The 13,524-nt window shown below is 60.7% G+C and carries 15 protein-coding genes; 8 read left to right on the forward strand and 7 right to left on the reverse strand.

What is annotated here, in order from left to right; all coding sequences use genetic code 11:
• Window positions 1-52: 52 nt before the first annotated feature.
• A complete protein-coding gene (locus BUB23_RS19890) occupies window positions 53-1,402 on the reverse strand; it encodes a sensor domain-containing protein (RefSeq protein WP_073106749.1) in 1,350 nt (449 codons plus the stop codon).
• Here BUB23_RS19890 and BUB23_RS26840 point away from each other — a divergent pair.
• Window positions 1,365-1,598 (forward strand): hypothetical protein, encoded by a 234-nt coding sequence (locus tag BUB23_RS26840; protein ID WP_178372360.1) that lies wholly within the window; start codon window positions 1,365-1,367, stop codon window positions 1,596-1,598. The two genes, BUB23_RS19890 and BUB23_RS26840, sit on opposite strands and share 38 nt — an antisense overlap.
• Here the strand turns inward: BUB23_RS26840 and BUB23_RS19895 are convergent.
• Both BUB23_RS19895 and BUB23_RS19900 read right to left on the reverse strand, forming a co-directional pair.
• Window positions 1,578-2,336: an isochorismatase family protein gene (locus tag BUB23_RS19895; protein ID WP_084136157.1), complete on the reverse strand. Its 759-nt coding sequence runs from the start codon at window positions 2,334-2,336 to the stop codon at window positions 1,578-1,580. The genes BUB23_RS26840 and BUB23_RS19895 overlap by 21 nt on opposite strands.
• Before the next feature lie 116 nt (window positions 2,337-2,452).
• A complete protein-coding gene (locus tag BUB23_RS19900) occupies window positions 2,453-3,448 on the reverse strand; it encodes a Bug family tripartite tricarboxylate transporter substrate binding protein (RefSeq protein ID WP_073106752.1) in 996 nt (331 codons plus the stop codon).
• A gap of 85 nt (window positions 3,449-3,533) precedes the next feature.
• Here BUB23_RS19900 and BUB23_RS19905 point away from each other — a divergent pair, with 85 nt between their 5' ends.
• Window positions 3,534-4,289: an IclR family transcriptional regulator domain-containing protein gene (locus BUB23_RS19905; protein ID WP_073106754.1), complete on the forward strand. Its 756-nt coding sequence runs from the start codon at window positions 3,534-3,536 to the stop codon at window positions 4,287-4,289.
• Between the two features lie 58 nt (window positions 4,290-4,347).
• Here BUB23_RS19905 and BUB23_RS19910 read toward each other — a convergent pair whose 3' ends face one another.
• Window positions 4,348-5,553: a CaiB/BaiF CoA transferase family protein gene (locus BUB23_RS19910; protein ID WP_073107076.1), complete on the reverse strand. Its 1,206-nt coding sequence runs from the start codon at window positions 5,551-5,553 to the stop codon at window positions 4,348-4,350.
• Between the two features lie 244 nt (window positions 5,554-5,797).
• On the opposite strand from BUB23_RS19910, the gene mug reads away from it, so the two are divergent.
• The gene (mug, locus tag BUB23_RS19915; protein ID WP_073106755.1) at window positions 5,798-6,385 is read left to right on the forward strand and encodes a G/U mismatch-specific DNA glycosylase; all 588 of its coding nucleotides are present in this window, start codon (window positions 5,798-5,800) and stop codon (window positions 6,383-6,385) included.
• 210 nt (window positions 6,386-6,595) lie between these two features.
• Complete coding sequence (locus BUB23_RS19925) at window positions 6,596-7,084, forward strand: hypothetical protein (RefSeq protein WP_143161062.1); 489 nt, start codon at window positions 6,596-6,598, stop codon at window positions 7,082-7,084.
• A gap of 32 nt (window positions 7,085-7,116) precedes the next feature.
• On the opposite strand, the gene BUB23_RS19930 is transcribed toward BUB23_RS19925, so the two are convergent.
• From BUB23_RS19930 to BUB23_RS19940, 3 genes are all read right to left on the reverse strand, one after another.
• Window positions 7,117-7,668 (reverse strand): YkgJ family cysteine cluster protein, encoded by a 552-nt coding sequence (locus BUB23_RS19930; RefSeq protein WP_084136161.1) that lies wholly within the window; start codon window positions 7,666-7,668, stop codon window positions 7,117-7,119.
• Between the two features lie 123 nt (window positions 7,669-7,791).
• The gene (locus BUB23_RS19935; protein ID WP_073106763.1) at window positions 7,792-8,637 is read right to left on the reverse strand and encodes an aldo/keto reductase; all 846 of its coding nucleotides are present in this window, start codon (window positions 8,635-8,637) and stop codon (window positions 7,792-7,794) included.
• A 125-nt stretch (window positions 8,638-8,762) separates the two neighbouring features.
• The gene (locus BUB23_RS19940; protein WP_245801331.1) at window positions 8,763-9,707 is read right to left on the reverse strand and encodes a LysR family transcriptional regulator; all 945 of its coding nucleotides are present in this window, start codon (window positions 9,705-9,707) and stop codon (window positions 8,763-8,765) included.
• 131 nt (window positions 9,708-9,838) lie between these two features.
• Here BUB23_RS19940 and BUB23_RS19945 point away from each other — a divergent pair, with 131 nt between their 5' ends.
• The 4 genes from BUB23_RS19945 to BUB23_RS19960 are packed head-to-tail and all read left to right on the forward strand — an operon-like array spanning window position 9,839 to window position 13,419.
• Entirely contained in the window at window positions 9,839-10,657 is an 819-nt protein-coding gene (locus BUB23_RS19945) for an N-acyl homoserine lactonase family protein (protein ID WP_073106765.1), read from the forward strand.
• A 40-nt stretch (window positions 10,658-10,697) separates the two neighbouring features.
• Window positions 10,698-11,693 (forward strand): Bug family tripartite tricarboxylate transporter substrate binding protein, encoded by a 996-nt coding sequence (locus BUB23_RS19950; RefSeq protein WP_178372361.1) that lies wholly within the window; start codon window positions 10,698-10,700, stop codon window positions 11,691-11,693.
• Between the two features lie 29 nt (window positions 11,694-11,722).
• Complete coding sequence (locus tag BUB23_RS19955; RefSeq protein WP_073106768.1) at window positions 11,723-12,025, forward strand: DUF4387 domain-containing protein; 303 nt, start codon at window positions 11,723-11,725, stop codon at window positions 12,023-12,025.
• Entirely contained in the window at window positions 12,022-13,419 is a 1,398-nt protein-coding gene (locus tag BUB23_RS19960) for an acyclic terpene utilization AtuA family protein (protein ID WP_073106770.1), read from the forward strand. Before BUB23_RS19955 ends, BUB23_RS19960 begins: the two co-directional genes overlap by 4 nt.
• The last annotated feature ends 105 nt before the right edge of the window (window positions 13,420-13,524 follow it).

Raw genomic sequence — 13,524 nt, forward strand, 5'->3', positions numbered from 1 at the left:
GCTTAGCGCATAGTAGCACTGGCTGCGGCGAGCGCGGCCAGGCCGCAGCCCGTCACCGGACTGGAGAGCCAACATTACCGTTTTTTTCGGAATACATGGCTTTGTCGGCGTGATTGAGGAGTTGCTGCTCGTCGCTGCCATGCTCGGGATAGAGCGCGATGCCGATGCTGGGCACGATGTTCAGGCTGTGGCCGTCCATGGTGCAAGGGCGGTTCAGCGCGCGGCGGATTTTTTCCGCCACCAGCGCGGCTTGCCGCGGCGATGCGACATGCTGGAGCAGCACCACAAATTCGTCGCCGCCGACGCGGGCGACGGTGTCCGATTCGCGCACGCACTGCGTCAAGCGCCTGGCAACCTCCTGCAGCAACAGGTCTCCGGCGCGATGGCCCAGCGTGTCGTTGACCTGTTTGAATTCGTCCAGATCGATGTAAAGCAGGGAGAAACGTCCTTGTTCGCGCCGCGCTGTGGACAGCGCGACTTTCAGGCGGTCGTACAGGAATCCGCGGTTGGGAAGATCGGTCAGTTGATCATACTGCGCCATGTGCTGCAGCCGGACTTGCATTTGCTGACGCTCGATGACGGTGGCGATCTGCGTCGAGACGAATTGCAGCAGTTCCTGGTCTTTTTCGCTGTAGCAAACGCCGCCCGGATAGCTTTTGACCGCCAGCACACCGATCGTGCCTTTATGCGATTTGAGCGGCACGCCCAGCCAGCAGATCGGATCCGGGCCGGCGCAGACTTGCAGTTCTTCCAGGCGAGCGGCCACGGTATCGGGAGTCAGCAGCAGCGGCTGCCCGGTACGGATGATTTCCGCGCAGAGCGTTCCGGAGGCCGGCTGGGATGGCTTGGCCGTCCGCTCGTATTCATCCACATGGTGTGGGAAACTCAGTTGGTCTGTTTCCTCGTCGTACAGCGCGACGGAGAAATTATCCGCTGGCAGGAGCGTGCCGACGATCTGATGGATGCGCCGAAACAACGCCAGCAGATCCTCGGCGGCGTACGCGGCTTCGGAAATGGAATACAGCGCAGCTTGCTTGGACTCGGCCCGCTTGCGTTCGGTGATGTCGCGCGCAACCCCGATGCGCAATTGGTCGGCCGGCGACCAGCGCGCCGACCACATGATATGGACGATTTGCCCGTCCTTGCGGATATAGCGGTTCTCAAAATGCAATTGAGGGCTGCCGGACATGACATCGCCCACCGATTTGCGGGTCGGTTCGCGATCTTCTGGCGCCATCATGTCGAACATGTTCTTGCCGACCATTTCTTGCGGCGTATACCCGAAAATGCGCTCGCACGCGGCACTGGCAAAAACGATACGGGCGCCGGCATCGACCGCGAAGACCGCATCCATCAGGAGGTCGATGAAGCTGGCCAGCGGCGTGTGCGGTGTCGTTGCCATGGGTGAATTTATGATGTCCCGGTCAAGTCAAGCGCATTATGGCATCAACTACCATGGAATGGGCGCCAATGGCGAAACGGCGCTTCAGGCCGGGCATTGCCATTTCGGCGCTGATCGTAAAGATCAGCGCGAAAAACCGCTTTCTTGCGAACTTCCGGGCGGTATCCGCCAGTTTCTATGGCTTGGCAGCGGTTAGCGCTTTTTCAAAGCTTTGTATATCGCTGGTCCATCCGAAGAAGGTTTCTATATTGTAAATGGCCGCCTGAAAGGTAAAGGAGGGCCCGGCGTGTGTCGTGGCGTCCTGCAGCAGGACGCAGAAGTATTCCAGATGGTAGGCATCGCGCAGCGTCGATTCGACGCAAACATTCGTCGCGATTCCCGTGAACACCAGCGTCCGGATTCCCCGCGCCCGAAGCGTGCTGTCCAGCGTGGAATTGAAGAAGCCGCTATAGCGGGTTTTTGCGACCACGATGTCATTTGGATGCGGTTGCAGCTCATCCACCAATGCGTAATCCCATCCCCCCTTGGCCAGCAGCGTGCCATCGATCCCGGCATGCTGGCGCATGGTGCGCAGGGCGTTGGACTTGTGCCAGTTGGGCGAGCCCGGGCCGCCCGCTTCGATATAGCCCGCGTCCCATCCATTTTGCAGATAGACAACCTGGATGGCCGCGGCTCGCGCAATTTCAATCGCCCGCTTGGCGCCGGCGACGGCATCCTGCGCGAGGGAAACATCAAATCCGGCGGTTTCCATATAACCGCCTTTCGATACATAGGCGTTCTGCATATCCACCACCATCAATGCCGTGGATGATGGATCGAAGAGCAAGTCTTGAGGCCTGGCGGTCAGCCGGGCAGGTGCTGCGGAAATATGCTGTGGTTTGCCCACGCGCTGCGCATCGCTGGCTGGGTTGATTCGTTTATTCGGTTGTTTCATGGCGTGAAAACTCGGCGTGTGAAGGATCCGACAGCCATTGGTTGATGGGTATCGGATCCGGTGCTATGGCAGGCGTCCTGCTGCCGCGACAATAAAAATTATGCCTGGCTCTGGCTTCAAGAGTCCAGTTTATCGAGCCCCGCGGCATCGATGCGCTGCTGCAGAATCCGGCGGCTCTCCATGATGAAGTCGTGATACTGGGCCGGTGTTTCACTGAACAGCTGTATGGACAACGACTCGGCAGCGTATTTGATAAGGTCGGGACCTTTTACCGCCGTCGCGACGGCTTCGAAAATTTCCTTCCTGACTTCGGGCGACACGGCCGCAGGCGCGGCGATGCCCAGGGTGTATCCGGTGTCCAGGTTGTCGAATCCGAGCTCGCGGAAGGTCGGAACGTCAGGCGCGTTGGACAGGCGCTTCTCGCCCGACACGACCAGGACTTTTACCTGGCCCTTGTTGATGAAGCCGATGCTGGACGGGATGATATTGCCGAAAAGAATCTGAATCTCCCCGCCCAGCAGTCCCAGCATGGCCGGCCCTTGCCCCGCGAAGGGGACATGGACCATGTCGAGATCGAACTGTCTGGATAGCCAGGACAGGCCGAGATTTGTCGAGTTCGCCACGCCATAGGACCCGTAGAACGTTTTGCCCCGGTTCTTCTTCGCGTATTCGACAAACTCCTTGAAGGAGTTGACGGGAGTTTCGGCGTTGACGAACAATGCGAACGGACTCATCGCGAAACGCGTGATAGGCGCCAAATCCTTGTCCGGATTATAGGTAAGGTGGTTGTATAGCAAGGGATTCAACTGGAATGTCGAATCAGAGGCAAAGAGCAGGGTGTAGCCATCCGCGGGAGACCTGGCTACAAGTGAAGCGGCAATGGATTCGCTGGCGCCCGGGCGATTGTCGACGATGACTTTCTGCTTCCATATCCCGGACAGCTTTTGCGCAAGGGCGCGGGCCATGCCGTCGGTTCCTCCGCCGGGGGCGTAAGGTACGATCAAACGCACGGGTTTATCCGGATAAGAGCCTTCCCGCGCCAAGGCGCCGCCCGCGATGGTGAAACTCAGAATGGTGAAGAGGCCTATCAGCCAGTTTCTGTAAGGTATCATGCGTGTCTCCTGCATTGCTATTTGCTGCTCAAGAATGAATGCCGACGGGTGTCGGCGCCATGGAATCAAAAAAAAGGGGACAGGTATGGGATCCTACGAGCCAGTGGTCGCTTTGATGCGTGGCCTCGAGATCTTGCGCTGCCTGAACGAGGAGGGGGCCGCCACGGTCGGTCAACTGCACGCCAGGACCGGATTCGCCAAGCCAACCATCGTGCGCATCCTGGAAACCCTGATTCATACGGGATACGTACAGGCATTGGGGGCGGAGCGCAGGTATGCCGTCACGGCGGGCGTGCTGGCCTTGTCCAACGGCTATGACGCCCAGACGCGCCTTCTCGATGTGGCCTGTCCCATCCTGGACACCTACCGCCAGGCCTTGGGCTGGCCGATAGAGCTCGGCGTCTTCGATACCGATACGATGGTCATTCTGAACACCAGCCGCGAACCCGGCTTTTTGTCCATCAATCGCAGGCCTGGTTCTCGCGTTCCGGTGCTGCGCACGGCGCTTGGCAGGGCGTACCTGGCTGCCCTGGCTCCGGAGGTATTGGAAAAGGTGTTGTCCCGGCTTTCGGCCAAACCAGGCGCCGACTTTGATCTGGCCCGGCAAGCCGCGGACGTGCACGCCATGCTGTCGGCTACCCGTCGACGGGGATATTCGGTAGCGGATACCGAAACGCTCAGCAATGGGCGGGCGCTTGCCTGCGCCATAAGGCATAACGGCCTTCCGGTGGCGAGCGTCAATATCGTGGTCCATGTGTCGGCAATGTCTTTGAGTGAGCTTGAGGAGAAATTTGGCGGGCCGATTCAGTCCATTGCGCAAGAAATTGCAAAGGTTCTCTAGCGCATCGATGCGCTATGTGCCGCCTGCCGATGACCGGCGCCGTCCCGCGCCGCTCCGGCTACCCATGGACATTCCAGGATGCCAGGACTTCAGCGCTGGAATGCGACCCTAGCGCAGGCGCCAGCCTGCGTATGCTGCCGGGTGTGCGGGAAAAGGCGACAGGAATGCCCAGAGCCTTCATGTCGCCTTCTGTTTCATGGCGCACCGGCTGGAATAGCCCGACCGCGCGCAGGTGTTCGTCGTCGAGCAGATCGGGCAGGGTGTTCACCGCGGCATGAGGAATATCTTCATCGGCCAACAGCGCAAGCCATTGTTCCGTGCTCTTCGCGGCAACGATCCGGGCGAGCAATTCATACAGGGCGTCGATTTCCCGGTTGCGTACAGCGGCGTCGGTGACCCGCTCCTGGTCCGAGATTTCAGGGTGGCCGGCGACAGTAAAGAAACGTCGCCACTGCCTGGTGGTATAGGGCATCAATGCGATATGGCCATTGCTCGTCCGGTAAGGCCGGCGCTGGGTGGACAGCAGGCGCGCGTAGCCCATTTCACCGTTGGGCGGCGAGAATACCTCGCCGGTCATATGTTCGAGCAGATTGAAGGCGGCCATGGTCTCGAACATGGGAACCTCGATAGCCTGGCCCATTCCCGAGAGTTCCCGCTCGAACAGCGCCATCACGATGGCGTTGACGACGGTCAGGCCCGAGATCTTGTCGGCGATGATGGATTTGACATAGGCGGGCTCGCCGCTGCGCGGATCTGCCTGGATGGACGCCATGCCGCTCATGGCCTGGATGATGTCGTCGTATGCGGCCCTGCCTGCGTACGGACCTTTTTCCGAGAACCCATAGGCGCCGCAGTAGACGAGCCGCTGGTTAAGCGCTTGCAGGCGGTCATAATCCAGGCGCAGTTTCCTCATTGCCTTTGGCCGCAGGCTGTGCACCAGGACATCGGCAAGCTTGACCATGCTCAACAGCTCATCCACGCCTTTCGCGTCCTTCAGGTCGAGCACGACGCTGCGCTTGTTCCGATTGAAGTTCAGAAACGTACTGCTCATCCCGGGGCTGCGGCCGCCCGCGGAGTATCGGAACGCGTCTCCCTGCGGGGACTCTACCTTGATGACATCGGCGCCCATGTCTCCCAGCATCTGGGTTGCCAGAGGGCCCATTGCGATGGACGTCAGGTCGAGAACCCGGACGCCCGATAAGGGACCACCCGCGGGAGGGTGAGTATCCCCGGTTTTGTCGAAGCTGGAGGTTTGGGGTTTCATCAACATGATCCAGGAGATATTGAGATTCGAATTGATTTCATCTAATGAAATGGTATTTCAAGTATTTTAGACCAGGCTGGACCCGGGTGGCACTGAGGGTTTACCCCTTGTCGCGATATCCGCGAGTGAATGAAGCGGCCGGTTCGATGGAAGTTTCATTGCCGCGCGCCAACATGCCGCGCATAATCCAGGCGATATTGGTTTTGCGCGGCTGCGATCCTGGGATTTCTGGAACAACAAATAAATGATCAACTCGGCTTCTTTTCAGTCGCTTCCCGACATCCTGGCAATGGACTTGAAGGTGGTTTTTTGCGGGATCAATCCGGGCGCCCGCGCGGCAGCGGCGGGCCACCATTTTGTCGGGCGAGGCAATCGCTTTTGGCGGGTGCTTCATCTGGCGGGATTTACATCCCAAGAACTGCGCCCCGAAAATGACCGGGCGATTTTGAAGTATTGCTGCGGCCTTACGACGGCGGTCGAACGTCCCACCGCGCGCGCCGCCGAGCTGTCTAGTAATGAATTCGTCGCGGGCTCAGTGAAGCTCGCCCAGAAAATCGAGCGGTATGCCCCGCGTTATATCGCTTTTCTCGGCAAGGCCGCTTATTCCGCGATATCCCACCAGCGCAAAGTCGCTTGGGGCCCGCAGCCTGGCGTTTTTGGCGCTGCGGCGGTTTGGGTGCTGCCGAATCCGAGCGGGCTGAATCGCGGATTCAGCCTTGACGACCTGGTGCGCGCCTATCGGCAGCTTTATCTTGCCGCCTGCTGCGCCATGCCCGGCGACCGGCAGCCGAAACCCCTGTTGCCCTTGGCGCAACACCTTCCGGGCAAATGAATCAGCATCCTGAAGATGCGGGCGCAATTCCTTCATGGCTTCATGGCTTCATGGCACGCCGCCACCTGCGCGAGTCCTTCAACATGCCGGGGGTATGCCTGTCCCGTCATGATGGCCTTACGGCGGTGTCCGGGTATCATGCGCTGCGTAAAAATCCCATTGGATATTACTATCACACTTGTGTTCAATTGGTGTCGAATCTCGGATAGGATGACCGCTGGCAATACGTCAATGGCTGGCGGCATGCACATCTGGGGAAGATTCATGGCGGATCAAAATGCAATTGAAAAGTTGAAGAAAACCTTGCTGGAGGCAAAAGAGTTTTCTGTCGTCTGGAGCGCTTTTTTTGACCTCTCGGAGCATCCTTTATTCATGAGAAAAAGCAAGATGGTCAAACACCGGGCCATGGAGCAAATAATCGGGGAAATATGCCGAAGCATATTGAATAAGGAAAACGCCGACGTCGGCCGGTTGATAATACTGAGGTATGCAAATACCGAGTTCTATCACGGCCTTCTGGCAACCGAAGGCATCGCCGGAAATTTCATGTATTTCGAGGGCGTCGATACAGGAATGATGGTGCTCAATCGGGCTGGCGGCGGTGAATGCCTCTTCACCCGTTTCCACCTCGTCCCGGTGTCCGGGCCAGACAGCTATCTGGCGCCATCACAAGGCAGGGATGTCCATTCTGTTCATTGAACACCAGCCCCGCCTTGCGGCATGCGTTGGCCTCAGGCTGCTACATCGCCTCGCCGCGGCGGGTTGGTGTTGGGGTGCAGGCCATCATCACCGTCGTCATCGGTGCGCGGGGCCAAGGGCTGCAGGCCTATCGCCTTTCTCAGGCGCTGGCAGTCCGGGTTGGGGGTGCCGTCGTCCAGCCATGCCTGGAACTCCCTGCATGGCGTCGGGCGCTGTTCATAGATGGCGCAGTGGATGCCGTCATGCCCGAGTTCGCCGCGCAGGGCCACGCAGCGCCGGCCTCCGTATTCCGTGCCTTTCATGCAGGCGCGCAAGGGGCTGACTTGGGTGACCAGTTCCGGCGGCACCGTCCCGCCGCTTTCGCCGGCGATTTCGCCGCAATAGAATGACACCCGGAAATGCGCGCAACAGGCGCCGCAGCTCAGGCAGGGGTTGGCGGCGGAAGTGTCGTTGGCGGCTGCGCGCCGCCGGGCGCCTTCCGCTGGGGAAAGGGCTTGGGCCTTGATGCCCGATGCGGTGGTCGCGTGGTTGCCGGACAGGCGGGGACGCTGCGCATCGCCGGAGCGGCTGGAACGGGCTGGCATGGAATGCGGGCGCGTATCTGTCATAGGGGGCAGGAATGGTTGTGGGTCCGGTATTTTACCCTTATGCATCGGTCAGGCATCTTTATTTGCCGCCTCGCATGGCATTTCCTGTCCAGGGAAACCTCAGATCACGGGCAGGAAACGGGGTTGCGGGCCGCGCGGGAATGCCTCGTCAAGAAGATGGATCTCCTGATCCGACAGGTCGATCGCGCCGGCGGCGGCATTCTCTTCGGCATGCGCTGCTTGCGCAGCCTTGGGAATCGCGAATAGCGCTGGCTTGCGCGTAAGGAAGGCAAGGGCGATCTGGCGCGGGCTGGCATCATGCGCCAGGGCAATGTCGCCCAGCGCCCGGCCGCCGGCGGTCTTGGGGCCAGGGAAGTCGTCATGCCCGAAGGGGCTGTACGCCACGACAGCCACCTCATGCCGTTCGCACCATGGGATCACCGCATGTTCAATGGCGCGCTCCTTGAGGTGGTAGAGCACCTGGTTGCACGCCAGCCGCCCCGGGCCGGCCACGGCCCATGCTTCCTCCAGGTCATCGACATCGAAGTTGCTGACCCCGAACGACAGGATTTTGCCTTGATCTTGCAGGTCTTCGAATGCGGCGAAGGTTTCCTCCAGGGGATGAGCGCCGCGCCAGTGCAGCAGATAGCAATCGAGATGGTCGGTGCCCAATTGCTTTAGCGAGCGCTCGCACGCCGCGCGCGTGCCATGCCGGGAGGCGTTTTCCGGCAGGACTTTCGATACCAGGAATACGTCGTCGCGGCGCCCGCGGATGGCTTCGCCCACGACGCTTTCCGCTGCGCCCGAGCCATACATTTCCGCGGTGTCGATGTGCCGCATGCCCAGATCCAGGCCGCGGCGGATGGCCGAAACCGCAAGGCCGCGGCGCGCGGCGTCGATGTACCAGCTTCCCTGGCCTATGGCCGCGATGCTGCGGCCGGTGTTGCCGAACTGATGTTGTCGCATGGTTCGATGACACTCCGTGGTGGCTGCGCCAAAACTCATCATAGCAGGGAGCCTGGGCGCGTCGCCATTGGCCAGCCGATCCGGCGCTCCGCAGCGCCCGGTGCCCGGTGCCCGGCGCTGGAGGTTCAATCGCCAAAGGCGGCCGGCTGTTCATGGCCGGGATGCTCTTTGGTGATGACATCCAGGTCCGAGAGCTTTTCCACGGCGAAATCGATAAAAGTGCGCACTTTGGCGGACATGGCGCCATCGGGGAAAACGACAAAGGCGTCGCGATTGGGCAAGTCGTAGTCCTGCAGCACGATCTTCAGTTCCTCGGTGCGCGCGAAGCGCCCGGTGTCCCAGCCGGAGCGCATCAAGATACCGCGCCCCTCCAGCGCCCACGCCATCGCGACCTCGCTGTCGTTGCAGCGCAGGTTGCCGCGCACCTTGACGTTCTGCACGACATCGCCCCGGGTGAAGGTCCATACGCCGTAGGTATCGTCGCTGCGCGGCACCACTATGCATTGATGCCAGGTCAATTCCTTGGGGCATACCGGCACGCCGAATTTCTTCAGGTATTCGGGCGACGCCCACAGGTGGCGCCGGTTCGAGGCGATGCGCCGCGCACGCAGGCCGGAATCGGGAATGGTGCCAAAGCGCACGCCCACATCGTAGCCGCCTTCGATAAGGTCGTGCGGATGATCCGAAAGAATGAGCTCGACTTCCAGCTTCGGATAGGCCTGGGTGAACGCTGAAACGATGGGCGCGACGCGGACGCGGCCGAAATTCAGCGGCGCGTTCACGCGCAGCACGCCGCTGGGCTCGAAGCGGCGGTTCATGACGTCCTGCTCCAGCGCCTCGAATTCGGCGAACAGTCGCGAGGCTTGCTCATAATAAAGCTGGCCTTCCTGCGTCGGACTCATGCGGCGGGTATTGCGGTGGATAAGCTGCACGCCCAGGCGCTGCTCCAATTGCGCCAGCCGCTTGGAAAGCGCAGGGGGCGACACGCCCAGCGCGCGGGCGGCGGCGGAAATGGTTCCGTGCTTGACGATGAGCAGGAAGAAGTGGGTATCTGCTTGTTGAACCATCATTAACCGAAAGGAACAAGTGTTTTAAATATCAAATATGCAGAGCGGGGGAGGGCTGCGTATACTTTTTCCCTCGGAACCGCAAGGCGCCGGAAAATCATTTTTGCTGTTTATCATCCACCTACTGTATCGGCATGCCTACTCCCATTCCAGAATATGAAGTCTACGCTGTGCGCTACGCGACGCGCAATGGCCAGAGACGCGACCATTTTATCGGTGGCGATCCGCACGACGCGCCTATGCCCATGGATTATTTTGTGTGGGTGGCGATTGGCGGCGGGCGCACAGTGGTCATCGATACCGGCTTTACCGAAGACGTGTCGAACAAGCGCGGCGGCCGGACCTATCTGCGCTGCCCCGTTCAGACGCTCGAGCGCCTGAACGTGCAGGCGGACCAGGTGGACGATGTGATCCTGACCCATCTGCATTACGACCACGCGGGCAATTTCGACCGTTTTCCGTCAGCGCGCTTCCATTTGCAGGAATCCGAATTGAGCTACGCCACTGGCCGCTATATGCATTATCCGCGGCTCTCGCATTCGTTCGAAGTGGAGGATGTCTGCGGACTCGTGCGCCTGAATTACCAGCAGCGCGTCTATTTCCACAATGGCCAGGGCCAGGTGGCGCCCGGCGTCAGCGTCCATTGGGCGGGGGGCCACACGGCGGGCTTGCAGTTCGTGCGCATTCACACAAAGCGGGGCTGGGTGGTCCTGGCTTCGGATGTCAGCCATTTCTACGAAAACTTTGAAAAGAATCGGCCTTTTTCCAGCGCCTTCCATGTCGGGCAGATGCTGGAAGGCTTCGATAGCCTTCGGACCCAGGCATCGAGCCTGGCGCATATCGTGCCGGGCCATGACCCGCTGGTCATGAAGCGTTATCCCGCGGCGTCATCCGATCTGGATGGCGTGGCGGCAAGGCTGGACGACACCCCCCTGGACGGGCCGGATTTATAAGCGGAACGCCCCAGGCAGACACAACATCAAGGAGACTGCATTGAAGAACTTATCCTATCTTTTCCATTGCGCGGCGGCGGGATTGCTGCTGGGCCTGGGCGCGGCATGGAGCGGCGCGCCGGCGCTGGCCGCCTATCCCGACAAGCCCATCCGCCTGGTGGTGCCTTTCCCCGCCGGGACGGCCGCCGACATATCCGCCCGCCGCATTGCGCAAGTCATGTCGGAAAGCCTCAAGCAATCCATCGTCGTCGAGAACCGCGGCGGGGCGGGCGGCGCTGTCGGCAGCGAGTATGTCGCCAAGGCGGCGCCCGACGGCTACACGCTGCTGGCGGGCACGCTGAATACGCACGCCATGAATCCGGCCATCTACAAGGACCTGTCCTACGACCCCATCCGCGACTTCGAGCCGATTACGCGCATCACCACCTTCCCGAATGTGCTGGTCGTGCCGGCCTCATTGAAGGTGAACACGCTGGCCGAACTGATTGCGCTGGCCAAACAGCGCGAGCAGGAGCCGCTGACCTACGGTTCGGGCGGGGTGGGCACCACCGCCCATCTGTCGGCGGTCCTGCTGGGCCAGACTGCTGACGTCAAGCTTCTGCATATTCCTTATCAGGGCACTTCGCGCGCCATGACTGACGTGCTGGCGGGGCGGGTCGACATGATTTTCGGCAATGTGCCCGTGGTGCTGCCGTATGTCAAAGAGGGCAGGCTGAAGGCCTTGACCATTACGTCGACAGAACGTTCGCCGCAGATGCCGGACGTTCCCACGGTCGCGGAAATGGACATGAAGAATGCTGAGATTTCCGTGTGGATAGCGCTGTTCGCCCCCAAGAACACGCCCGCTCCTATCATCGACACGCTCAGCAAGGCGGCGCTGGCCGCCCTGGAATCGCCCGCGCTGCAGGCTGGCTATGCCCAGGATGGCGGCGAAGTCCAGAAGGACGCCACGCCGGCCGATTTCGCCGCCGCCCTGAAAAGCGATGTCGAGCGATGGGGCGAGGTAGTCAGGCAGTCCGGCGCCACGGCCAATTAGCCATAGCATTTCTTTACCAAGGAATTTCCATGTATTTGCAAGATATCGCCCGCGTCATACGAAGCAAGAATGCGGGTCCCCGCTGCACGACGCTGGACATCATGTTCAATAGCGACGCTGACTACGACAGGGTAGTGCAGTCCAAGGCTATCGATGCGGCCTTGATCGCCGAGCTTTATTCCACGCCGATAGCCGACGTGAAGATCATCGAGTATCCGGTGTCCCGCGCCCTGAAAATCGCCATTCCCCGCAAGGTGACAGCGGGCGATCCGGGCGATCGCGATGTATATGGCGCGCAGCAGCACGCCCGTTTGTTCAAGGTGCAGGTATGAGCGCTACCGGCCGCATTCTCAAAGAGTTCGCTTCCCTGCCGGAACGCCGGCCGCTGCGCCTGCTGGGCGCTTCCGGACAGCTGGGCTACGGCATTCCCAGCCCGGCCTTCAATGCGGGCCTGGAACGCAAGCCGGACCTGATCGGCTGCGATATGGGATCGATCGATATCGGCCCCTATTATCTGGGCAGCGGCAATATGGCGACCGCCCGGGAGTCGACCAAGCGCGACTTGCGCAAGGTCCTGGTCGCGGCCCGCAGCCACGACATACCGCTGGTGATCGGCTCGGCGGGCTCTGCGGGAGCGGCGCCGCATCTGGAGCAGACGCTTGCGCTGGTCCGGGAAATCGCCCATGAGCAGAACCTGAAGTTCCGCCTGGCCTTCATCCCGGGCGACATCCCCAAGGACATCGTCATGGAAGCGGTGCTCGCAAAGGGCGTCACGGGCATCGATGGCATGCCGGACCTTACCGCGGACGAAATCGAGGCATCGACGCACATCGTCGGCCAAATGGGAATGACGTCCTTCCGGCAGGCCTTCGAGGCCGACGTGGACGTGCTGATCGCCGGGCGGGCCTGCGATACCGCCATTTTCTCGACCTTGCCCGTGATGCTGGGCTTTCCCGTGGGCCTGGCGGTCCACATGGCCAAGATTATCGAATGCGCATCGCTGTGCTGCATACCCGGCGGCCGCGACGCTATCCTGGCGACATTGGACGACGAAGGATTCACGCTCGAGAGCATGGCGCCGCAGCGCCGCGCCACGCCCATATCGGTGGCGGCGCATAGCCTTTATGAGCAGAACGATCCCTTTGTGATCATCGAGCCCGAGGGACGGGCGGAATTGCATCAGGCCAAATACGAGCAGATCGACGAACGCCGGACGCGGATCAGCGGCGCGACCTGGCTGGAAGCGCCCCGGCAGACCATCAAGATAGAAGGCGCCCGGCGGGTCGGCGAGCGCGCCGCGCTGTTGTGCGGCGCGGCGGATCCGCGCTTTATCGAGCGGCACGAGGAGATATTGCGCGACGTCAGCGTCGTGGTGCGCGACCTGGTGTGCGAAGATGCGCCGGAGGATTATTCGCTGTTCTGGCGGGTGTATGGCATCAACGGGGTGACGGACAAGTTGCCGGACGCCCCCGTTCCGGGGGAGATCTTCCTGCTGATCGAGTGCATTGCCCCGACAACGGCCAGGGCATCCGAAGTCATGCGGACGATGAAACAATATCTGCTGCATTTCGGCTACGAAGGCCGGCTGTCGACCGGAGGCAATCTGGCCTTTGCCTTTACGCCGCCGGAAGTCTCCATAGGCACGGCCTACCGGTTCAATGCCTATCACATCATGGAGACAAATCGGCTGGAAGAGCTGTTTCCCCTCACGGTCGAGGATATCTAGGTTCGCAAACGCCGGCGATCTTTTATGGGAGCCTTTGCTGTAACACTTTGATATATCCGCTGCTGCATCGAGACGCGGTTCATGTTACTAATGAATATGCCGCTG

The organism is Pollutimonas bauzanensis (assembly GCF_900129885.1).
Lineage (GTDB): Bacteria > Pseudomonadota > Gammaproteobacteria > Burkholderiales > Burkholderiaceae_B > Pollutimonas > Pollutimonas bauzanensis.